This is a genomic window from Loktanella atrilutea, from assembly GCF_900128995.1.
GTDB lineage: Bacteria > Pseudomonadota > Alphaproteobacteria > Rhodobacterales > Rhodobacteraceae > Loktanella > Loktanella atrilutea.
Window position 1 is genome coordinate 274,501 of record NZ_FQUE01000005.1, and the last position, 22,936, is coordinate 297,436.

General features: G+C 67.4%; 17 protein-coding genes. 5 read left to right on the top strand and 12 right to left on the bottom strand.

Features of this window, described 5'->3' with window-relative positions; all coding sequences use genetic code 11:
- The first annotated feature begins 144 nt into the window (after window positions 1–144).
- A complete protein-coding gene (locus BUA54_RS12685) occupies window positions 145–1,317 on the top strand; it encodes a BaiN/RdsA family NAD(P)/FAD-dependent oxidoreductase (protein WP_072857604.1) in 1,173 nt (390 codons plus the stop codon).
- Between the two features lie 84 nt (window positions 1,318–1,401).
- Here BUA54_RS12685 and murD read toward each other — a convergent pair whose 3' ends face one another.
- The 10 genes from murD to BUA54_RS12735 all read right to left on the bottom strand — a co-directional run bounded on the left by murD (window position 1,402) and on the right by BUA54_RS12735 (window position 12,716).
- Window positions 1,402–2,796 (bottom strand): UDP-N-acetylmuramoyl-L-alanine--D-glutamate ligase, encoded by a 1,395-nt coding sequence (gene murD, locus BUA54_RS12690; RefSeq protein ID WP_072857605.1) that lies wholly within the window; start codon window positions 2,794–2,796, stop codon window positions 1,402–1,404.
- The gene (locus BUA54_RS12695; protein WP_072857606.1) at window positions 2,793–3,374 is read right to left on the bottom strand and encodes a DedA family protein; all 582 of its coding nucleotides are present in this window, start codon (window positions 3,372–3,374) and stop codon (window positions 2,793–2,795) included. Before BUA54_RS12695 ends, murD begins: the two co-directional genes overlap by 4 nt.
- Before the next feature lies 1 nt (window position 3,375).
- Window positions 3,376–4,458 carry a phospho-N-acetylmuramoyl-pentapeptide-transferase gene (gene mraY, locus BUA54_RS12700; protein WP_072857607.1) on the bottom strand — a complete coding sequence of 361 codons (1,083 nt, stop codon included), beginning with the start codon at window positions 4,456–4,458 and terminating at the stop codon, window positions 3,376–3,378.
- Window positions 4,459–4,481: 23 nt separating this feature from the next.
- Complete coding sequence (locus BUA54_RS12705) at window positions 4,482–5,900, bottom strand: UDP-N-acetylmuramoyl-tripeptide--D-alanyl-D-alanine ligase (RefSeq protein ID WP_072857608.1); 1,419 nt, start codon at window positions 5,898–5,900, stop codon at window positions 4,482–4,484.
- On the bottom strand, window positions 5,897–7,384 hold the full coding sequence (locus BUA54_RS12710) for a UDP-N-acetylmuramoyl-L-alanyl-D-glutamate--2,6-diaminopimelate ligase (RefSeq protein ID WP_072857609.1): 1,488 nt from the start codon (window positions 7,382–7,384) through the stop codon (window positions 5,897–5,899). Before BUA54_RS12710 ends, BUA54_RS12705 begins: the two co-directional genes overlap by 4 nt.
- 18 nt (window positions 7,385–7,402) lie before the next feature.
- Window positions 7,403–9,187, bottom strand: a complete 1,785-nt coding sequence (locus tag BUA54_RS12715) for a peptidoglycan D,D-transpeptidase FtsI family protein (RefSeq protein WP_072857610.1) — start codon at window positions 9,185–9,187, stop codon at window positions 7,403–7,405.
- Complete coding sequence (ftsL, locus tag BUA54_RS12720) at window positions 9,184–9,543, bottom strand: cell division protein FtsL (protein WP_178352747.1); 360 nt, start codon at window positions 9,541–9,543, stop codon at window positions 9,184–9,186. Before ftsL ends, BUA54_RS12715 begins: the two co-directional genes overlap by 4 nt.
- Window positions 9,543–10,508, bottom strand: coding sequence for a 16S rRNA (cytosine(1402)-N(4))-methyltransferase RsmH (rsmH, locus tag BUA54_RS12725; RefSeq protein WP_072857612.1), 966 nt, complete (start codon window positions 10,506–10,508; stop codon window positions 9,543–9,545). Before rsmH ends, ftsL begins: the two co-directional genes overlap by 1 nt.
- 9 nt (window positions 10,509–10,517) lie before the next feature.
- Entirely contained in the window at window positions 10,518–11,009 is a 492-nt protein-coding gene (locus BUA54_RS12730; protein WP_072857613.1) for a division/cell wall cluster transcriptional repressor MraZ, read from the bottom strand.
- 633 nt (window positions 11,010–11,642) lie between these two features.
- Window positions 11,643–12,716 (bottom strand): Mrp/NBP35 family ATP-binding protein, encoded by a 1,074-nt coding sequence (locus BUA54_RS12735; RefSeq protein ID WP_072857614.1) that lies wholly within the window; start codon window positions 12,714–12,716, stop codon window positions 11,643–11,645.
- A gap of 279 nt (window positions 12,717–12,995) precedes the next feature.
- Between BUA54_RS12735 and BUA54_RS12740 the strand changes: the two genes are divergently transcribed.
- Window positions 12,996–13,196, top strand: coding sequence for a DUF1127 domain-containing protein (locus BUA54_RS12740; protein WP_072857663.1), 201 nt, complete (start codon window positions 12,996–12,998; stop codon window positions 13,194–13,196).
- Window positions 13,197–14,209: 1,013 nt separating this feature from the next.
- On the opposite strand, the gene BUA54_RS12750 is transcribed toward BUA54_RS12740, so the two are convergent.
- Window positions 14,210–14,662, bottom strand: a complete 453-nt coding sequence (locus BUA54_RS12750; RefSeq protein WP_072857664.1) for an Lrp/AsnC family transcriptional regulator — start codon at window positions 14,660–14,662, stop codon at window positions 14,210–14,212.
- Between the two features lie 72 nt (window positions 14,663–14,734).
- On the opposite strand from BUA54_RS12750, the gene BUA54_RS12755 reads away from it, so the two are divergent.
- Window positions 14,735–15,334, top strand: a complete 600-nt coding sequence (locus tag BUA54_RS12755; protein WP_072857616.1) for a LysE family translocator — start codon at window positions 14,735–14,737, stop codon at window positions 15,332–15,334.
- 205 nt (window positions 15,335–15,539) lie between these two features.
- Here BUA54_RS12755 and BUA54_RS12760 read toward each other — a convergent pair whose 3' ends face one another.
- Window positions 15,540–17,936: an ATP-dependent helicase gene (locus tag BUA54_RS12760; RefSeq protein WP_072857617.1), complete on the bottom strand. Its 2,397-nt coding sequence runs from the start codon at window positions 17,934–17,936 to the stop codon at window positions 15,540–15,542.
- 180 nt (window positions 17,937–18,116) lie between these two features.
- Between BUA54_RS12760 and BUA54_RS12765 the strand changes: the two genes are divergently transcribed.
- Together BUA54_RS12765 and BUA54_RS12770 are read left to right on the top strand one after the other, a co-directional pair.
- A complete protein-coding gene (locus BUA54_RS12765; RefSeq protein ID WP_072857618.1) occupies window positions 18,117–19,250 on the top strand; it encodes an alpha-hydroxy acid oxidase in 1,134 nt (377 codons plus the stop codon).
- A gap of 95 nt (window positions 19,251–19,345) precedes the next feature.
- Window positions 19,346–22,786, top strand: coding sequence for a pyruvate carboxylase (locus BUA54_RS12770; protein WP_072857619.1), 3,441 nt, complete (start codon window positions 19,346–19,348; stop codon window positions 22,784–22,786).
- Window positions 22,787–22,936 lie beyond the last annotated feature (150 nt).

Sequence of the window (22,936 nt, forward strand, 5' to 3'; positions counted from 1 at the left end):
GCCGCGGATCTGTGCGACAACGTTAACGGACCTCGCGAATCATTTCCACTTCAAATCGCGCCGCCACCCGCCACCGGCGCGTTTTTCGGCCCCGCGGCGCCCCTTTTCCTTGCAACGCCGCCGCGGCTGCGCCACGTGATCGGGATGCACGTGAATACCCTGATCCTCGGCGCCGGCGCCGCCGGCATGATGGCCGCCGCCCATGCGGGCCGCTCCACGCTGGTCATCGACCATGCGAAGGCGCCGGGTGAGAAAATCCGCATCTCCGGCGGCGGGCGCTGTAACTTCACCAACCTCGGCTGCGCGCCGGACCGGTTCATCAGCCGCAACCCGCATTTCGCGAAATCCGCCCTCGCCCGCTATACGCAACACGATTTCATCGCCCTCGTCGCGGCGCATGGCATCGCCTACCACGAAAAGACGCTGGGCCAGCTCTTCTGCGACGGCTCCGCCAGACAGATCGTGCAAATGCTGCGCGACGAGATGGCCGCGGCCCACGCCGACCTCTGGCTCGACACCACCGTCGAAGAGATCCGCCACGACGGCGCCTTCCAAGTCGCCCTCACACGCGAGGGGCGCACGCAGGTCGTGACCGCGACGCACCTCGTCCTCGCCACCGGCGGCAAGTCGATCCCGGCGATGGGGGCCACCGATCTGGCCTACCGGATCGCCGCGCAGTTCGGGCTGGGCCTCGTGACGCCGCGCCCCGGCCTCGTGCCCTTCACCTTCGCCAACGACCGCTTCAGGCCGCTCGCCGGCACCGCCCTGCCCACCCGCGCCGCCGCTGGCGGGCACAGCTTCGACGAGGCGACGCTCTTCACCCACCGCGGCCTTTCAGGACCCGCCATCCTGCAGGCCTCCTCCTACTGGATCGAAGGCGAAGCGATCACCCTCGACCTCTCGCCGGAAAAGTCCCTCGCCGAGGTCCTGCTTGCCGCGAAACGCAGCGACGGCCGCAAAAGCCTGTCCACGATCCTGTCGCGCCACCTGCCGGCCCGGCTGGTGCAACACCTCTCGCCCGACTGGCCCACCGACCCCATGGCCGCGATCCCGGACGCCACGCTGCGTGATCTGGCCCAAACCCTGCACCACTGGCAGTTGACCCCCGCCGGCACCGAAGGCTACCGCACGGCAGAGGTCACGCTGGGCGGCATCGACACCGCCGCCCTCGACGCCCGCACGATGGAGGCCAAGGCCGTCCCCGGGCTCTTCGCGATCGGAGAGGCCGTCGACGTCACCGGCTGGCTGGGCGGCTACAATTTCCAGTGGGCCTGGTCATCGGGCTGGGCGGCGGGCACGGCGATCGCCGCGCGCTGAAGCCGATTTTTCGACGAAAAATCGGAGAACGCCCGCCATCGCGCGCGGCGCCCCCTCCCGAATTTTCGGAGAAAATTCGGCCCTTCAGGCCCCCGCCAGCACCAACGCGGTGAAATCGTCGCCACGCGCCGCAAAGCTGTCGTACTGATCGAAGGACGCGCAGGCGGGGGCCAGCAGCACGACCTCGCCCGGCTGCGCATCGGCGCTCGCGCGCGCGACCGCCACGTCCATCGTGCCGCAGACCACGGTCTCGATTCCCGGCAGCTGCAGGGCAAAGGCCTCCGCCTCTCGTCCGATGACATAGGCCGTCTTCACCGCCCCCAGATGCGGGATCAGGCCGTCGAGGCCGCCTTCCTTCTGCAGCCCGCCACAGATCCAGCGGATCGCCGGAAAGGCCTGCAGAGCTTTGGCCGCCGCATCCACATTCGTGGCCTTGCTGTCGTTGACGAAGCGCACGCCGCCGCGTTCGGCCACCAGCTGGCTGCGGTGCGGCAGGCCGGGATAGCTGTGCAGCGCCACCTCGATCCCTTTGGGACCGATCCCCAGCGTCCGCACCGCCGCATAGGCGGCGCAGGCGTTCTGGTGATTGTGCGCGCCGGGCAGCCCCTTCACGTCGCGCAGGTCGATCGCCCCCACCTGCTTGCCACGGCGGTACTCGCTCAAAAATCCCTTGCGGGCAAAAACGCACCAGCCGTCGGTCAGCTTGCGCGTCACGCTCACCCGGATCAGCCGGTCGTCGGACAGGTCGTCGACCAGCTGGTTCGCGAGGTAAAGGCCCTCGTTCTCGTCCACGCCGATCACCGCCCGGTCCGGCCCGCCCTCGGCGAACAGCCGCCGCTTGGCCGCGAAATAGCCCCCGGGCCCCGCGTGCCGGTCCAGATGATCGGGGCTGATGTTGGTCAGCACCGCCACGTCCGGCGTCATGTGCCGTGCAAGGTCGGTCTGATAGCTCGACAGTTCCAGCACCACGACCTCTCCGTCGTGGGCCGGGTCAAGGTCAAGCACACCGCGCCCGATGTTGCCGGCCAGCTGCGCCGGGCGGCCGTTCTCGACCAGGATGTGGTGGATCAGGGCAGAGGTGGTGGACTTGCCGTTCGATCCTGTCACCGCGATCACCCGCGGCGGGCTGTCGAAGCCGTCCCAGTCGTCGGTTGCCCAGGACCGGAAGAACAGGCCGATGTCGTTGTCCACCGGCACGCCCGCCGCCCAGGCCGCGGCGATCACCGGATTGGGGCTGGGATAAAGGTGCGGGATGCCGGGCGAGACGATCAGCGCCGCGATCCCCGCAAAGGCGCCGGATCGCGTCAGGTCGCGCACGTCCCAGCCTTCCGCCTCTGCCATGTCGCGCCCGCGCGGGCTGTCGTCCCAGACGACAGGGGTGGCTCCGCCCGCCGCCAGCGCCCGTGCCGTGGCGAGGCCGGACCGCCCCAGACCCAGAACGGCGACCTGCCGCCCGTCGTATCCCTGAACCGGTATCATGTGCGCATCGTCCTCCGGACATGGCGTGTGACAAAAGCTGCGATGGCGACGACCACCAGCGCCCCCACGATGACCAGACCGTAATGCGGCAGCGGCGGAAGGCGCCCGAACACCGCATGGATCACCGCCCCCAGACCCGCTCCGACCGCGATCAGGCCACCTGCCCAGACCAGAACGGCAACGGCATCGACCGCCAAGAAGCGCAGGGGTGAGACGCCGGCATGACCCAGCAGCAGCGGCACGGGCACCCGCAGGCCGTAGAGGAAGCGGAAGCTGACCATCAGCCCCATCTCGTGCTGTGCAAGCCGATCCCGCAGCCGAAGGACGGCGGGCCTCTGCATCTGGCGGGCGGCCCAGGTCCAGCGCGACGCACGACGGCCGATCTGGAACCAGAACTGGTCCGACGCGAAGGCCCCCAGCCAGACCGCGCCCAGCGTCGGCATCAGCGGCAGCACGTGGCGGTGCACGAAGGATCCCGCGATCATGGCAAGGCTGTCGCCCTCGGCGAAGGCCAGCACCACGATCAGCGTCAGGCCCCACTTGGCCACCAGCGCGGTGATCGCAGCCCCGAGGGCCATGTCACCGCACCTTCAGCGTCGCTAGCCCGATCATCGCGAGGATCAGGCTGATGATCCAGAAGCGGATCACGATCTGCGGTTCGGCCCAGCCCTTCTTTTCATAGTGGTGATGGATCGGCGCCATCAGGAAGACCCGCTTGCCGGTCCGCTTGAAATACAGCACCTGAATGATGACGCTCAGCGCCTCCACCACGAAAAGACCGCCGACGATCGCCAGCACGATCTCGTGCTTCGTCGCCACCGCGATCGCGCCCAGCGCGCCGCCCAAGGCCAGCGACCCGGTGTCGCCCATGAAAACGGCGGCCGGCGGCGCGTTGTACCACAGGAACCCGAGGCCGCCGCCGATCAGGCCCGCGCAGAACACCAGAATTTCGCCCGAATCCGGCACGTAATGCAGGCCGAGGCTTTCGGAAAAGTCCACGCGGCCCACGAAATAGGCAATGATCCCGAAGGTGCCCGCCGCGATCATCACCGGCATGATCGCCAGCCCGTCCAGACCGTCGGTCAGGTTGACCGCATTCGCCGCCCCCACGATCACCAGGATCGAGAACGGCACGAAGAGCAGTCCGAGGTTGATGAGCGTGTCCTTGAAGACCGGCACGGCCAGCTGGTTCGTCAGCTCCACCGGGTGATACTGGGCCGCCCAGAATCCCGCGATCCCCGCGATCAGCAGCCCCAGCACGATCCGCACCCGCCCCGACACGCCGTTGGTGTTCTGCTTGCTGACCTTGGCATAGTCGTCCGCGAAACCGATCGCCGCGAAGGCCAGCGTCACGAAAAGCACCATCCAGATATAGGCATTGTCCAGCCGCGCCCACAGCAGCGTCGATGTCGTCAGCGCCCCCACGATCAGCAGGCCGCCCATCGTCGGCGTGCCGGCCTTGACGAAATGCCCCTCGGGGCCGTCGGTGCGGATCGGCTGGCCCTTGCCCTGCGTCCGGCGCAGCACGTTGATCAGCGGCAGGCCAAAGAGGAACCCGAACGTCAGCGCGGTCATGAAGGCCCCGCCGGCGCGGAAGGTGATATAGCGGAACAGGTTGAAGAAATCGCCGCCATCCGACAGCTCTGTCAGCCAATACAACATCTGGGTGGTCCCTGCCTTATGGTCTAGCTGCGATGCCCGAGTTTGCGGATCGCGTCAACAACGCGGCTGACATGGCTGCCCTTGGAACCCTTCACCAGCACGACATCGCCGGCGTCGACCAGCCGTGCCACCTGACGGGCCAGATCGTCCGCCTCGGGCGCCCACTGGCCGCGGATGTCGCCGGGCAGCGCATCGAACAGGGCGCGCATCCGCGGCCCGGCGCAATGCACGACGTGGGCGCGGGCCAGATGCGCGTTCTCCGCCAGATCGGCGTGCATCTGCATCTCGTCCGCGCCCAGTTCAAGCATGTCGCCAAGGATGGCAATCCGCCGCCCCTTGACCACGCGGCCCAGGCCGTCGCGCGGCTGGCTGGCGGCCAGCACCTCCAGCGCCGCGACCATCGAGGTCGGGTTGGCGTTGAATGCATCGTCGATCAGGTCGAGCGTTTCCTCCGCGATGCCGCGGTCCAGCACCACGATCTCGCGTGTGCCGCGGCCCTGCGGCGGCGCCCACTGACAGATGTCCTGCGCCGCCTGCACCGGGTCGGCACCCAGTGCCGCACAGCCCGCCAGCACCGCCAGCGCGTTCAGCGCGAAATGCCGCCCCGGCACCGCCAGCTTGAACAGATAGTCCGTCCCGTCGTGCCGCGCCGCGATGACCGTGGCGCTGTCGGTGATCCGCACGTCGCCCAGCGCCCAATCCCCCTCGGCACCGAAGGTGACGACCCGGTGCCCGCCTGCCGCCGCGTGCTGCAACAGCACGCCGGATGTCGGCAGGTCCGCGTTCAGCACCGCCACGCCGCCCGGTTCCAGCCCGTTCATGACGCTCGCCTTCTCGGCCGCGATCCCCTCCAGGCTGCCGAAGGCCTCCAGGTGCGCGGCGGCGACCGTCGTGACCATCGCCACATGCGGCCGCGCCAGCTTCGCCAGCGGCGCGATCTCGCCCGGGTTGCTCATGCCCACCTCGATCACGGCGTAGTCCGTGTCGGCGGGCATCCGCGCCAGCGTCAGCGGCACGCCCCAGTGGTTGTTGTAGGACGCCTCGGCCGCATGGGTCCGCCCCTGCGGCGACAGCGCCGCGCGCAGCATCTCCTTCGTCGAGGTCTTGCCGACAGAGCCCGTCACCGCGATCACCCGCGCCTGCGTCCGCGCGCGCCCGGCCGCGCCCAGCGCCTCCAGCGCCTTCAGCACGTCGGGCACGACCAGCAGCGGCGCGTCGGCGGCCACGCCCTCGGGCCGGTGGCTGACCAGCGCCGCGGCGGCACCCTTCGCCAGCGCCTGCGCGACGAAGTCATGCCCGTCCCGCGCCGCCGCCAAGGCCACGAACAGATCGCCCGGCTGGATCGTGCGGGTGTCGATCGACACGCCCGTGGCCTGCCAGTCCCCAACCGCTTCGCCGCCCGTCGCACGCGCCGCGTCGGCGGCGGTCCAGAGCGGGATCATATCCGCCCCTCCAGCGCCGCGACCGCGACGCTGGCCTGTTCGGCGTCGTCGAAGGGCAGCACCGTGTCGCCCACGATCTGCCCTGTCTCGTGCCCCTTGCCGGCAATCAGCAGCGCGTCGCCCGGCCCCAGCGCGTCGATGCCGCGCAGGATCGCCTCGGCGCGATCGCCGACCTCGATCACCTCGGCCCCGCCCGTGGCCCCCGCCAGCACGGCGGCACGGATGTCGGCGGCCCGTTCCGAGCGCGGATTGTCGTCGGTCACGATCACCAAATCCGCATTGTCCGCCGCGGCCTTGCCCATCAGGGGCCGCTTGCTGGCATCCCGGTCGCCCCCCGCACCGAGGATGACGACCGTACGGCCCATCACATGCGGTTTCATCGCCTGCAGCGCGATCCGCACCGCATCGGGCGTATGGGCGAAATCGACGAATACCGTGGCCCCGTTGTCGCGCCGCGCCACCAGCTGCATCCGGCCGCGCACGGTGGTCAGCTGATCCAGCGTGGCAAAGACATCGCCCGGGATCGCCCCTGCCGCGATGGCCAGCCCGCAGGCCAGCGCCACGTTGTCCGCCTGAAACCCGCCGATCAGGTTCAGCCGCGCCGTATGCGGCCGGTCCTGCCACGAAAACCGCAGGTCCTGCCCGGTGTCGTCGAACCGCTGACCCAGGATGCGCAGCCGCGCGTCCGGGTGACGGCCGACGCCGATCACCTCGATCCCGCGTGTGGTGCACAGGCTCGCCACCTCCTCGCCGCGCGGATCGTCGAGGTTCACGACCGCCACGCCGTCCTCTGTCAGCACGCGGGTGAACAGCGTCATCTTGGCGTCGAAATAGGCGTCGAAGGTCTTGTGATAGTCCAGATGGTCCTGCGTGAAGTTTGTGAACCCCGCCGCGTGCAGCATCACGCCGTCCAGCCGCCGCTGGTCCAGACCGTGCGACGAGGCTTCCATCGCCGCATGGGTGACGCCCGCCACTTCCGCCTCGGCCAGCACGCGGTGCAGGGTCACGGGGTCCGGCGTCGTGTGTCCCAGCGGGGCCGACCACGCGCCCTCGACCCCCGTGGTGCCAAGGTTGATGCCGACATAGCCCAGCACCTCCCAGATCTGGCGGGTGAAGGTGGACACGCTGGTCTTGCCGTTGGTGCCCGTCACCGCGACCATGACCTCGGGGTGGGCGCCGAACCACAGGGACGCGGTCTGCGCCAGTGCCGCGCGCGGGTCTTCCGCCACGATCAGCGCCGCGTCGGACGCGGCCAGCGCATCGGCCGCCAGCGCCGCACCATCCGCATCGGTCAGAATGGCGCCCGCACCCTTTTCGAGGGCCATCGGGATGAAGGCGGCGCCGTGGACCCGCGTCCCCGGCAGGGCCGCGAACAGCTGCCCGCGCCGCACGGCGCGGCTGTCGGTGGTGACGCCGGTGATCTCGGCCCGCCGCCCGGCCTGCGCCGTCAGTCCCAGTTCCGCCAGCGTCTTGGTCTGCGCCATCTCCGGGCCCTCGTCCGTTCAGTTCGAGGTGAGTGTTACACTCGCGAGGTCGGTGGTTTCAAGCTGCGGTCGCAGCCCCAGCAGGGGGGCGACGCGACGGATCATTTCCGCCGCCACCGGCACCGCCGTCCAGCCCGCGGTGCGCCGCGGCTTGTCGCCGGAATTCTCGCTGGGCTCGTCCAGCGTGACGATCAGCACGTATTTCGGATCGTCGGCCGGAAAGATCGAGGCGAAGGTCGCGATCACCTTGTCGTCGTAATAGCCGCGCCCGTCGGTGCGGGGCTTGTCGGCGGTGCCGGTCTTGCCCCCCACCTCGTAGCCCGGCACATCGCCCATCGAGGCGGTGCCCTCCTCGACCACGCGGCGCAGCATGTGGCGCGCCTTGGCGCTGGTGTCCTCGCTGACCACCCGCGCACCCTGCTGCACGACTTTCGTCTTCAGCAGGGTCGGCATCACCCGCGTCCCGCCGTTCAGCAGCGACGCATAGGCAGCGGCCAGATGCAGCGGACTGTCGGAAATGCCGTGCCCGAAGCTGATGGTCATGGTCGAGATCTCGGACCACTTTTTGGGCGTCAGCGGCTGTCCCGACGGCGCCTCGGACAGTTCGACCTGCGTGGCTTCCGTCAGGCCAAGGCTCGCCAGAAACTTGCTCTGCCGGTCGCCACCGATCTGCATGGCGATCCGCCCGGTGCCGACGTTCGAGGATTCGGCGATCACGTCCTCCACCGACAGGGTCGCGGGCATGTGGTGGCTGTCGCGGATGCGGAACCGGCCCCATGTCAGCGGGCCCTTGGTGTCGATCATGGTCTGCGGGTTCACGAGCCCCAGTTCCATCGCCTGCGCCACGGCGAAGATCTTGAAGGTCGACCCCAGTTCATAGACCCCCTGCACCGCGCGGTTGAACAGCGGGCTGTCGGACTGGTCGCCCTTCAGCAGCACCTGCGGGCGGTTGTTGGGGTCGAAATCCGGCAGCGACGCCATGGCGATCACCTCGCCCGTATGCACGTCCATCAGCACCGCCGCGGCGCCCTTGGCGTTCATCAGCTTCATGCCGCCGTCCAGCACCTCCTCGGTCGCCGCCTGCACCGTCAGGTCCAGCGAAAGTTCCAGCGGCTTGCCCTCGTTCGCGGGGTCGCGCAGCAGGCTGTCGAAACGCCGCTCGATGCCGGCCACGCCGATCACCTCAGCGCTCGCCACATCCTCGCGGCCATAGCTCGCCCCGCCCAGAACGTGCGACGCGATCGGACCGTTGGGATAAAGCCGCATCTCGCGCGGGCCGAACAGCAGGCCGGGGCTTCCGATATCATGGACCTGTTGCATCTGCTCTGGGCTTAACTGCCGACGAATCCAGACGAATTTCCGCTTGCCGGTGAAATCCTTCACCATCCGCTCTTCGTTCAGTTCCGGAAAGATCGCCTTCAGCTCCTGCGCCGCGCGGATCGGGTCGATCATGTGCTGCGGCTGGGCGTAAAGGCTGTGCGTCTCGAGGTTCGTCGCCAGAATCCGCCCGTTGCGGTCCACGATGTCCGCACGCTGGCCGATGATCGGGTTGCCGGTCGCCGCGGTGCGCGGTTCTTCGGGCATCGAATTGGCGATCGTGCCCATGCGCAGCCCGATGGCGATGAAGGCCACGGCAAAGAACGCGCCCAGCACCAGCAACCGCCCCTCGGCCCGGGCCCGCGACTTGTCGGCGATGGCCTCGTGGCGCAGACGCAGGTTCTCGGCGGCGATGGCGCCCGGATCCTCGCCCTTCTCACGCGCTTTCAGGATGCGGGCCAGCGGGCGCAGGGGCGTGCGGATCATAGGGGGTCCTCCTCGTCCGACGGCGGGATCGAGTTGATGTCGATGGGGTTCGTGATCGGCAGGATGTCGGGCAGCGGATAGACGATGGTCTCGATCTCGCCGAAGGCCTCCGGCGACAGCGGCAGAAGGCCCAGCCTGTCGAAGTTGATCTCTGCCAGATCGATCAGGCGATCCGGCCGGTTGAGGTAGGCCCATTCCGCCCGCAGCATGCCCAGACGCTCGTGCGCGTCGCCGATCTGCGCGTGCAGACGCCGCACCTGGCTGATCGACTGCTGGGTGCGATAGTTTTCCTGATAGGCCCAGAAGGCCAGTCCCATGACGGTCAGCGCCGCCGCCACATACATCACCGCCCGCATCATGTGGCGTCGCCCCTCATCATCGGCATCCCCATGTCCTTGCGGTCCATCGGCTGGGCGGGCGCATCCGTGCGGATCGCCACGCGCAGTTTCGCGGATCTGGAACGTGGATTGACTGCTACTTCTTCTTTTGACGCCACAATCGCCTTGCGAGTCCGCTGTGTAAAGGCCGGCGTGATCGATTCCAGCACCGGCGCATAGCGATTCGCGTTGGGCGTGGTGGCGCTGCGCGTCTGGATGAAGCGTTTCGCCATCCGGTCCTCGACCGAATGGAAGGTCACGACCGCCAGTTGCCCGCCGGGCTTCAGCGCGCGTTCGGCGGCTTCCATGCCCGAGGCCAGTTCGCCGTATTCGTCGTTCACCGCGATCCGCAGCGCCTGAAAGGTCCGTGTCGCCGGGTGGCTCTGGTTCGGCTTGGCGCGCGGCAGGCAGGATTCCACGATCCGCGCCAGTTGCGCCGTTGTCGTCACCGGCCGCGCCGCAACGATCGCCCGCGCAATCCGGCGGCTCGCCCGCTCCTCGCCGTAAAGATAAATGATGTCAGCCAGTTCCGCCTCGTCCTTCGTGTTGACGAGGTCGGCCGCCGACGGCCCGCTCTGGCTCATCCGCATGTCCAGCGGCCCGTCCCGCATGAAGGAAAACCCGCGTTCGGCCAGATCGAGCTGCATGGAACTGACACCCAGATCCAGCACCACCCCGTCGAGGCCCTCGCCATACTGGTCCAGCTTCGAGAACTCCCCCGCCACCGGCACGATCCGGTCGCCGTAGTCTCCGATCCAGTCCGCCGCCATCTGAAAGGCCAGCGGATCGCGGTCCACCGCGATCACCCGCTCCGCCCCCGCATCCAGCAGGCGCCGGGTATAGCCGCCCGCGCCGAAGGTGCCGTCAAGCCACGTGCCCTGAATCGGGGCGCAGGCCGTGATGATCGCATCGATCAGGACGGGGATGTGGGGGGCATCGGTCATGTCGGGTCCTTACGGGACAAGGCTCATGGGATCGAAATCGTCGCCCATCTCGGACAGCCATTCGTCCAGCGGCTCGTCCACTTCCGTCTCGAAATTCTCGACCTTCCAGATCTGGAAATACTCGCCAAGCCCCATGAAGGACAGCTCGCCCTCTACCAGGCCCAGCTTCTCGCGCAGGCGCAGGGACAGGACGACGCGGCCGTCCTTGTCGATGGTCAGGTCTTCGGAAAAGCCCATGAACAGCTTGCGCAGCTTGTTCTTGTTCGGGTCGCTGTCGGGCATCGCCATGACGCGGGCGATCTTGGCGTCGAAGGCCTCCATCGTCAGCACCTGCAGGCTCTCGCCCAGATGCTTGCCGTAAAGGATCTTGGCCGTCATCGGCTGGTCCGGGGCCCAGCTCGGGTCGCCCGCCTCGATCACGCGCCGAAATTTCGCCGGGATCGACATGCGACCCTTGGCGTCAACCTTCGACTGATACGTGCTCGTGAACGAGAGGTTCAACCTGCGACCTTCTGACTGCCCGTCCCCCCGGTTCTTCGTGGTAGATGTGAAAACGGCGGGCTGAGGTAGCTGCCACTACTCAACCCGCCGCCTTCTGCCCCGTGAAGGGCTGGACCGACTGCGCGCGCCACCTGGGGGGATGTCTGCTCGCTCGCGCGCCGGATCGCCAGTTTTGGTAAAAACGAGGCCTGTATGAAACCTGACATTTTGCCGGTGGGGTTCTTTTGATGCCCCTTGTTTGTCTGCCCGTCGTTACCGTGCATCCTGTTTGCCAGACGGCATCTTCTGTCGCAACGCCTAAATTGGGAAAGCTGTGAACTTCACGGAATCTCCGGGCGCCTCACGGCGCTGTGATTCGAAAGTTGTCCACAGGGCCGCCGTGGCATGTAGTAGCCCTGTGGATGATTTTCCCCACATATTGTATCAAATTGCAACAAACCGAGAGCGGTTGCCGTCTATGAAAAAAGTTTAGGCGTCGCCCCGAGTCGGCGCCGAGGCGTGTCGCGGCAGCCGCAGTCAATCCCCTAACGTAAAGGTTAATGCCCCAATTTTCGGCATCCGGAAATAGAATCGGGCCGCCCCAAGGGCGACCCGACCGCGATTCACAGAAGTTCCAGCGCCGCCGATTCTGTCTCAGGCCATTCCGCCGTCGATGAATCGCCGCGCAAGGGCGGCGTAAGCCTCGGCCACCGGGCCGTCGCCAAGCGCCACCGGCGCCCCCGCATCGCCCGACAGCCGGGTATCGAGGTCGATGGGCAGCGCCCCGAGGAACGGCACCCCCAGCCGCTCCGCCTCGTGCGCCACGCCGCCGTGGCCGAAGATCTGCGTCTCCTCGCCGCAGTGCGGACAGTAGAAGGTAGACATGTTCTCGATCAGACCCAGCAACGGCGTGTTCAGGGTCTTGAACATGTCCATCGCCTTGCGCGCGTCCAGAAGCGCCACGTCCTGCGGCGTCGATACGATCACGGCGCCGGTGACATGGGTCTTCTGGCACAACGTCAACTGCACGTCCCCCGTCCCGGGCGGCAGATCGATGATCAGCACGTCGAGCTCCCCCCACGCCACCTGCGTCAGCATCTGCTGCAGGGCGCCCATCAGCATCGGCCCACGCCAGACCACGGCCTTTTCCGGGTCCACCATCAGCCCGATCGACATCATGGTGACGCCATGGGCCTGCAGCGGGATGATCGTCTTGCCGTCGGGACTGGCCGGGCGCTTGCTGACCCCCATCATGCGCGGCTGGCTGGGTCCGTAGATGTCGGCATCCAGCAATCCCACCCGCCGCCCGGCCTTTGCCAGCGCCACCGCAAGGTTCGACGACACCGTCGACTTGCCGACGCCGCCCTTGCCAGACCCGATCGCCAATATGCGATCGACGCCGGCGACCGGCGCCGGCCCGGCCTGCGGCGTCGGATGGCGCCCTACCTTCAGGCTGGGTGGCGCCGGTGCCGCCGGTGCGGCCCCATGCGCCGTCAGCACGGCAGAGACGGTCAGCCCCTCCGCCATCTCCTGCACCGCGGCCACGGCCGCCTGCCGCACCGGTTCCAGCGTCGCCGCCGTCGCCGCATCCGGCGCCTCGATCACGAAGCGCACGGTCGCGCCGTCGACCTGCAGCGCCCGCACCATGTCGCGGGACCCCAGCGTGCCGCCGCCGGGCACGGGTATCGCGGCAACACGCGCCTGAATTTCCTCTTTCGCCAAGGCCATTTTCACGTTTCCTTCACAATCCGGATCTCGATCATCGTTCGGACCGCACCCTGTGTCCCGTCCTCCGGCGGCGCAAGCCCCCATCTTTCATGGCGCATCCGCCGCCTCTGCCCGCTTGTTGGGCGAATTGATAACTGTCCCTGAGTAACCTTGCGCCCGCTGCATAGCAGCAATGCCGAGACAACCATTGTGCAACTGCAGCATTCTCATACATCATGGGCACAAGCAGAACGCAGAGAACGACGCTCTGCACGGAATTTTAAGAAAGACGAGATGAAAATGGCATACGCAAACACGACGACGACCGCACCGCGCACCACTGGCCTGATGGCCCGCCTGACAGACGCCCTTGCAGCCCGCAAGGTCTATCGCACGACCCTGACCGAACTTCAGGCGCTCGACAACCGCGATCTGGCGGACCTCGGCATCAGCCGGTCGATGATCCGTTCGATCGCCCACGAGGCGGCTTACGGCAAGTAATTCAGTTCGGGGCCGGCCAACCTCCTCCCTGGTCCGGTCCTGACCCGCGTCGCCGCAACCTCCTCCCTGCGGCGGGCGCGCACGACAAGACGGTGGCCCGACCTCCTCCCCGGGTCACCGTCTTAAACGAGTTTAAGAAATATGGGAACCTGCACCTCCTCCCGCAGTTGCCCATACGGTCCACAGGCCGCCAACCTCCTCCCTGGTTGGCTTGCGGATCACAGACCGGACGGCCCGCAACCTCCTCCCTGCGGCACCGTCCACCCCAGATCGGTGGTGGTCACCTCCTCCCGGCCACCACCGACATGAGTTTCAGATCGGAACCGCGCACCTCCTCCCGCGCTGGTTCTGACCGGTTCGACAGGCGCCCACCTCCTCCCGGGCCGACCGTCGGACCTTCGACCCGGACGGCCCGCAACCTCCTCCCTGCGGCACCGTCCACTCCAGATCGGTGGTGGTCACCTCCTCCCGGCCACCACCGACTGCCAGATACGGGCGCCGCACCTCCTCCCGCGGCATGCCCGGACCGGTCCGACCGACGCCCACCTCCTCCCGGGCCGACCGTCGGACCTTCGACCCGGACGGCCCGCAACCTCCTCCCTGCGGCACCGTCCACTCCAGATCGGTGGTGGTCACCTCCTCCCGGCCACCACCGACTGCCAGATACGGGCGCCGCACCTCCTCCCGCGGCACGCCCGGACCGGTCCGACCGACGCCCACCTCCTCCCGGGCCGACGCCGGACCCACGACCCGGACGGCCCGCAGCCTCCTCCCTGCGGCACCGTCCACCCCAGATCGGTGGTGGTCACCTCCTCCCGGCCACCACCGACTGCCAGATACGGGCGCCGCACCTCCTCCCGCGGCACGCCCGGATACGCCCGGCGCCGCAACCTCCTCCCTGCGGTCCGGGCACTGGATGCGGGCCCTGACCTCCTCCCGAGGGGTCCCATCGAAACGAAGGCGATGCGCACCTCCTCCCGCGCATCGCCTTTTTCTTTGCCCTCAGGTCGGGATCAGGCGCGTTCGTCCTTCGACGTGCCCATCACCATGTGACTGGTGATCGACCGCACATGCGGCACCGTCCCCAGCGTTTCCGTGTGAAAGGTCTTGTAGGCGGGCAGGTCCGCGACCTCGACCCGCAGGATGTATTCGAAGGCCCCCGCCACATTGTGGCATTCGGTCACTTCCGGGGCCCGCCGCATCGCCCGCTCGAACCCGTCCTGCGCGGCCTTGGTATGCTCTGACAGGCCGACGGTGACGTAGACGACGAAGGCCCGGCCGATCAGCGCAGGATCCAGCCGTGCCCGGTAGCCGCTGATCGCGCCGCGCGCCTCCAGCGCCTGCACCCGCCGCAGACAGGCCGAGGGCGACAGCCCCACCCGCGTCGCCAATGCCAGATTGCTCAGCCGCCCGTCGGCGACCAGCGCGCGCAATATCGCGGCGTCGATGCGGTCCATACCATCCATGGATTGCAGGAATACGCCCGCAGTTGCGCAAAAGGCAATTTCATTCGGCAAGCGACCGCATAGGATTGCGCCATGACCCACGTGACCCTCCTTCTGCTGATCCAGTTCGCATTCGCCAGCTCGATCACGCCCGGCCCCAACAACCTGATGCTGATGGCCTCGGGGGCGAACTACGGCATGCGCCGCACCGTCCCGCACATGCTGGGCGTCAGCCTCGGCCACAGCTTCATGGTCCTGATGATCGGCCTCGTGCTCCTGCGCGCGTTCGAGGCGTTTCCCATCCTCAACACCCTTCTGACCGTCGGCGCCATCCTCTACATGACCTGGCTCGCCTGGAAGATCGCGACCGCCGTCCCGCCAGAGGCGCAGAGCGTGCAGGGTCGCCCCTTCACCTTCCTGCAGGCTGCGGCGTTCCAGTGGGTCAACCCCAAGGCATGGGTCATGGGTATCACCGCCATCACGGCCTTCGCACCGCAGGACTGGTCGATCTTCGCCGGCTCCGCTCTGGTCGCCGTCGTCTTCCTCTGCACAAACCTGCCCAGCATCACGGTCTGGGCCGCCCTCGGCGTGCAGGTCCGCCGCTTCCTCGGCACCGCACGGCGCCTGCGCATCTTCAACGTGACGATGGCCGTGATGCTGCTGGCCTCGCTCTACCCGATGCTGATGCACTGACGGCACGAAAAGGGGCGCATTCCGCGATGCGCCCCTGCCACGCATGACATGCGGCACGATCGCACTGCTCATCTCGATCCGGCCATGCCGCGCCGGCTGATTCCCGCAGTAACAAATGACACAACCCTGATGGAAGCGGGCCTGTGCGGGACGGCGGGCGGGGCGCCTTCGGCGCGTCAGCGCCGAACAGCGCTGTCCCGCCGTCTCAGAACGGCACGTCGCTCGCCGCGTCAGCGCCCACCACGAACTTCGCCACCACCTTCTTCGACCCGGCCTTGTCAAAGGCGATATCCAGCTTGTCGCCCTCGATCCCCTCGATCACGCCGTAGCCGAACTTCTGGTGGAACACCCGGTCGCCGGTGGTGAAGGCGCTCACCGCGTCAAGGTCGATGACCATGTTGCGCGCCTCCACCGGCTGCGCCATGCCGCGCGCCTGCCCCCGCGCCTGCAACCGCCGCCAACCGGGAGAGTTGTAGACATTCGCATCATGCGCCTTCTGGTGCAGATCCGACATCGATTCCTCGCGCAGCTTGGGACTGGCGCTTGCCGCCATCCCCGCCGCCCCGTAGCCGCCACCGTAAAGACCCGGCGGCGTCAGGACCTCCACGTGATCCTCTGGCAACTCGTCGATAAAGCGCGAGGGCAGCGCGCTCTGCCACTGGCCATAGACCCGCCGGTTCGCCGCAAAGGACACGGTGCACAGCGCCTCCGCCCGCGTGATCCCGACGTAGGCCAGCCTACGCTCCTCCTCCAACCCCTTCAGCCCGCTCTCATCCATCGACCGCTGCGAAGGGAACAGTCCGTCCTCCCACCCCGGCAGGAAGACGGCGGGAAACTCCAGCCCCTTGGCGGCGTGCAGCGTCATGATGCTGACCTTCTCGCCCTCCTGTTCCGTCTCGTTGTCCATGATCAGCGCGACGTGCTCAAGGAACCCCTGCAGGTTTTCGAAATTGTCCAAGGCCTTGACCAGTTCCTTCAGGTTCTCCAGCCGCCCCGGCGCCTCGGGCGTCTTGTCGGCCTGCCACATGCCGGTATAGCCGCTCTCGTCGAGGATCATCTCGGCCAGTTCCTGATGGGTGTCCGCCTCGGCCCGCACCTGTCCGTGCCAGCGGTCCAGCCCGTCGACCAGCTGCGCCAGTTCGCGCAGCCCCTTGCCGCCAAGCATCTTGCCCTGCACCACGATCCGCGCGCCTTCGACCAAGCCGACGCCATTGCTGCGCGCCGCCCGCTGGATCGTCTGCACCGCCTTGTCGCCCAGCCCCCGCTTCGGCGTATTCACGATCCGCTCGAACGCGAGGTCGTCGTCGGGGCTGACCGCCAGCCGGAAATAGGCCATCGCGTCCCGCACTTCGAGCCGTTCGTAGAATCGCGGGCCCCCGATCACGCGATAGGGCAGACCGATCGTCAGGAACCGGTCCTCGAAGGCGCGCATCTGGTGCGACGCCCGCACCAGAATCGCCTGATCGTCCAGCCCGACTTGCTCCAGTCCCCGCGTGCCGCGCTGCAGCGCCTCGATCTCCTCGCCAATCCAGCGCGCCTCCTCCTCGCCGTCCCAGTGGCCGATCAGGCGCACCTTCTCGCCGCCCTCGGCCTCGGTGAACAGCGTCTTGCCCAGCCGCCCCTTGTTCGCCGCGATCACGCCAGAGGCGGCGGCGAGGATATGCTCCGTCGACCGATAGTTCTGCTCCAGCTTGACCACGGTGGCGCCGGGAAAGTCCTTCTCGAACCGCAGGATGTTCCCCACCTCCGCCCCGCGCCAGCCATAGATGCTCTGGTCGTCGTCACCCACGCAGCAGATATTCTTGTGCGCCGCCGCCAGCAGCCGCAGCCACAGGTACTGCGCCACGTTGGTGTCCTGGTACTCGTCCACCAGGATGTAGCGGAACCGCTTTTGATACATGTCCAGCACATCCGCATGGGTCTGGAAGATCGTGACCATGTGCAGCAGCAGATCTCCGAAGTCGCAGGCGTTCAGATCCAGCAGCCGCCGCTGGTAGGCGGCATAAAGGTCCACCCCCTTGTGATCGAAGGCCCCGGCATCGGCCAGCGGCACCTTGTCGGGCGTGAAGGCCTTGTTCTTCCACCCGTCGATGATTCCGGCCAGCATCCGCGGCGGCCAGCGCTTCTCGTCGATACCCTCGGCCAAGATCAGCTGCTTCATCAGCCGGATCTGGTCGTCGGTGTCCAGGATGGTGAAGTTCGACTTCAGCCCCACCAGCTCCGCATGCCGCCGCAGCAGCTTCACGCAGATCGCGTGAAAGGTGCCAAGCCAGGGCATCCCCTCCACCGTCTCGCCCATCAGGCGGCCCACGCGGTCCTTCATCTCGCGCGCGGCCTTGTTGGTGAAGGTCACGGCCAGGATCTCCTGCGGCCGCGCCGTGCCCGTCACCAGCAGATGCGCGATCCGCGCGGTCAGGGCGCGGGTCTTGCCCGTGCCCGCCCCCGCCAGCATCAGCACCGGCCCGTCCAGCGCCAGCACCGCCGCCCGCTGCGCCGCGTTCAGCCCCTCCAGATAGGGCCCCGCCCCGCGACTGGGCATCGCGCGCTGGCTCAGGGGACGTGCGGCGGCCTCGAAGGCCTCGTCTTCGGAATAACTGCTCATGCGCGCAAGATACGTCCGAACCCCACACAAAGAAACCCCCTGTTCACGATCCGTTCACAACATATGTCCAGCCGTCCCGCTCCTTCCCGTCCCGATGACCTCTGCAAGAGGCGTCGGTTTATCCCTTCCGAAAGCCGATCCCCCTTTCCAATCGCAACGACCGGCCCTAGCGTCGCCGCCATGAGCCTGCACAGCCGCTACCCCGCCATCGCCGACCTGAAATCCCGCGCCCGCCAGCGGATCCCGCATTTCGTCTGGGAATACCTCGACAGTGCCACCGGGGACGAATCGGCGACCCGCCGCAATCGTGCAGCACTGGATGCGGTGCTCCTGCGCCCCTCGATCCTGCACGGCGAATTCACGCCGGACCTGTCCACCACCCTGATGGGCCACTCCCATCCCCTGCCCTTCGGCATCGCGCCCGTCGGCATGTCCGGCCTGATCTGGCCCGATGCCGAACGCCTGCTGGCAAGGACGGCGGCGGCAGAGGGCATTCCCTACGGCCTGTCCACCGTCGCCACCCAGACGCCAGAAATGCTGGCCCCCCATATCGGCGATCAGGGCTGGTTTCAGATCTACCCGCCGCGCGATCCGGGCATCCGCGCCGACATGCTGGCCCGCGCAAAGACCGCAGGCTTCCACACGCTCGTCCTCACCGTCGATGTGCCCGTGGCGTCGCGCCGCGAACGCCAGACCCGCGGCGGCCTGACCAACCCGCCGAAGCTGACGCCGCGCCTTGCCGCGCAGGCCGCCCGCTGCCCCGCGTGGCTCGCGGGCATCCGCAAGACCGGGATGCCCCGGATGCGCCTGATCGACAGCTACAGCCAGGACACCGGCGCGTTGCCCTCGACACAGCACGCGGGCTACCTGCTGCGCACCTCGCCCGACTGGGGCTACCTTGCCGCGCTGCGCGACGGCTGGGACGGCAAGCTGGTGGTCAAGGGCGTGCTGAACGACGGCGACGCGGCGCGTCTGTCGGACGAGGGGGTCGATGCGATCTGGGTCAGCAACCACGCCGGCCGCCAGTTCGCCGCCGCCCCCGCCTCCGCCGCCGTCCTGCCCGCGATCCGCGCCGCCACGACCCTGCCGGTCATTTGCGATTCCGGCGTCGAAAGCGGCCTCGACATCCTGCGCCTGCTGGCGCTGGGGGCGGATTTCGTCATGCTGGGACGGCCCTTCCACTACGGCCTCGGCGCGCTGGGGGACGATGGCGCGGCGCATGTCGTCGACATCCTGCGGCAGGACATGATCGCCAACATGGGCCAGATCGGCGCCCGCCGCCTGTCGGACCTGCCCGGAACGCTCATCGCCTAGGCAGCGGCTGACGGACCTGCCGTCACCACCTCTTGTCTGACTGGACATCCCGCCGGGCGCCCTTAACAATGCTGCAACTGCATAAGGAACGCGCAATGGCCGACTTCAAGAAAATCCTGATTGCGAACCGTGGCGAAATCGCGATCCGCGTCATGCGCGCCGCCAACGAGATGGGCAAGCGCACCGTCGCCGTCTACGCGGAAGAGGACAAGTTGTCCCTGCACCGCTTCAAGGCCGACGAAGCCTACCGTATCGGCGAGGGGCTGGGCCCGGTCGCGGCCTATCTCTCGATCCCCGAAATCATCCGCGTCGCCAAGGCCTGCGGCGCCGACGCGATCCACCCGGGCTATGGCCTGCTGTCGGAAAACCCCGATTTCGTCGACGCCTGCACCGCCGCCGGCATCACCTTCATCGGCCCCAAGGCGCAGACCATGCGCGAACTGGGCGACAAGGCATCTGCCCGCCAGGTCGCCATCGCCGCCGGCGTCCCCGTGATCCCCGCCACGGACGTGCTGGGCGACGACATGAAGAAGATCAGGAAGCAGGCGGCAGAGGTCGGCTATCCGCTGATGCTGAAAGCGTCATGGGGTGGCGGTGGCCGCGGCATGCGCCCGATCAACTCCGAAAAGGAGCTGGAGGAGAAGGTCCGCGAGGGCCGCCGCGAGGCGGAGGCCGCCTTCGGCAACGGCGAGGGTTATCTGGAGAAGATGATCATCAAGGCCCGCCACGTCGAGGTGCAGATCCTCGGCGACAGCCACGGCAACATCTATCACCTCTGGGAACGCGACTGCTCCGTCCAGCGCCGCAACCAGAAGGTCGTCGAACGCGCCCCTGCCCCCTACCTCTCCGGCGCGCAGCGCGAAAAGCTCTGCAACCTCGGCAAGAAGATCTGCCAGCACGTCAACTACGAATGTGCCGGCACCGTCGAATTCCTGATGGATATGGACACCGGCGAGTTCTACTTCATCGAGGTGAACCCTCGCGTGCAGGTCGAACACACGGTAACCGAAGAAGTGACGGGAATCGACATCGTCCGCGCCCAGATCCTGATCGCCGAGGGCAAGTCGCTGGTCGAGGCCACCGGCTGCGCCTCGCAATATGACGTGAAACTCGACGGCCACGCGCTGCAATGCCGCGTGACGACCGAGGATCCGCAGAACAACTTCATCCCCGACTACGGTCGCATCCAGATGTATCGGTCGGCCACCGGCCCGGGCATCCGCCTTGACGGCGGCACCGCCTATACCGGCGCGGTCATCACCCGCTACTACGACAGCCTGCTGACCAAGGTGACGGCCCGCGCGCCGACGCCGGAAATGGCGATCGCCCGCATGGACCGCGCTTTGCGCGAATTCCGCATCCGTGGCGTGTCGACCAACATCGCCTTCGTCGAGAACCTGCTGAAGCACCCGACCTTCCTCAACAACGAATACCACACCAAGTTCATCGACCAGACGCCGGAGCTTTTCGACTTCAAGGCCCGCCGCGACCGGGCGACGAAGATCCTGACCTACGTCGCCGACATCACCGTGAACGGCCACCCCGAAACCGCCGGCCGCCCGCGCCCGGCGGCAGAGGTCAAGCTGCCCGTCCCGCCCGTGAAATCGCTGGAACAGATGGTCCCCGGCACCCGCCAGATCCTCGACGAGCAAGGCCCCAAGGCCGTCGCCCAATGGATGAAGGACCAGCCGCAACTCCTGATCACCGACACCACCATGCGCGACGGACACCAGTCCCTGCTCGCAACGCGGATGCGGTCCATCGACATGATCGCCGTGGCACCCACCTATGCCGCGAAGATGCACCAGCTCTTCAGCGTCGAATGCTGGGGCGGGGCCACTTTCGACGTGGCCTACCGCTTCCTGCAGGAATGCCCCTGGCAGCGCCTGCGCGACATCCGCGAGAAGATGCCCAACATCATGACGCAGATGCTGCTGCGCGCCTCCAACGGCGTGGGCTACACAAACTACCCCGACAACGTGGTGCAGTCTTTCGTGGCGCAGGCGGCGACCTCCGGCGTTGACGTCTTCCGCGTCTTCGATTCGCTGAACTGGGTGGAAAACATGCGCGTCGCGATGGATGCCGTCATCGAATCCAACAAAGTGCTGGAAGCCTCGATCTGCTACACCGGCGACATGCTGGACCCCGACCGGTCCAAGTACGACCTGAAATACTACGTCGCCATGGCGAAGGAACTGGAGGCCGCCGGCGCCCACGTCCTCGGCCTGAAGGACATGGCAGGGCTCTTGAAGGCCCCCGCCGCCGCCCAACTCTTCAAGGCGCTGAAGGAAGAGGTCGGCCTGCCGATCCACTTCCACACCCACGACACCTCCGGCGCCGCGATCTCCACCGTGCTCGCCGCCTCCGCCGCCGGCGTGGATTGCGTCGATGCGGCGATGGACAGCTTCTCGGGCAATACCTCCCAGCCGACGCTCGGCTCGGTGGTGGAGGCGCTGCGCCGCACCGACCGGGACACCGGCCTCGACATCGCCGCGATCCGCGAGATCTCGAACTACTGGGAACAGGTCCGCGCCCATTACCTCGCCTTCGAGAGCGGCCTGCAGGCCCCGGCGTCGGAGGTCTATCTGCACGAGATGCCGGGCGGCCAGTTCACCAACCTCAAGGCGCAGGCGCGCAGCCTCGGGCTGGAGGATCGCTGGCACGCGGTCGCCCAGACCTACGCCGACGTGAACCGCATGTTCGGCGACATCGTGAAGGTGACGCCCTCGTCCAAGGTCGTGGGCGACATGGCCCTGATGATGGTCAGCCAGGGCCTGACCCGCGACCAGGTCGAGGATCCATCCGTCGACGTGTCCTTCCCCGATTCGGTCATCGACATGATGAAGGGCAGCCTCGGCCAGCCCCCGGGCGGCTGGCCCGAGGGCATCCAGAAGAAGGTGCTGAAGGGCGAGAAGCCCCTGACCGACCGTCCGGGCAAGCACCTCAAGCCCGTCGATCTGGACAAGGTCCGCGCCGAACTGGAAGAGAAGGTCGGCTTCACCCCCGACGACGAGGATCTGAACGGCTACCTCATGTATCCCAAGGTCTTCACCGACTACGCCGCCCGGCACGAGATCTACGGCCCCGTCCGCGCCCTGCCGACCAAGACCTTCTTCTACGGCATGGAACCGGGCGAGGAGATCAGCACGGAAATCGACCCCGGCAAGACGCTGGAGATCCGCATGCAGGCGGTGTCCGACATGAACGAGGACGGCGAGGTCAAGGTCTTCTTCGAGCTGAACGGCCAGCCCCGCACGATCCGCGTGCTGAACCGTCTGGCGGCGGCCGACAAGGTCAAGAACCGCAAGGCGGAGGCCGGCAATCCGTCCCAGATCGGCGCGCCGATGCCGGGCGTCGTGGCGACCGTTGCGGCGCAGGCCGGGGCCAAGGTCAAGGCGGGCGACCTGCTGCTGACCATCGAGGCGATGAAGATGGAAACCGGCATCCACGCGGAACGCGACGCGGTGGTGAAGGCGGTGCTGGTCAGCGCCGGCAGCCAGATCGACGCCAAGGATCTGCTGATCGAGTTCGAGTGATGGATTTGGCCCCCCAAGGGGGGCCAAGCCTCCGGCGGGAGTATTTGGAAAAAAGCGAGGACCGGGCGCTGGACCACGCGGGTGAGGGTCTCGAAAAATCTGTGGATGTCGGCGGATTTTCCCTTGCGGCGGCGCGCCAGTGTTTATAGA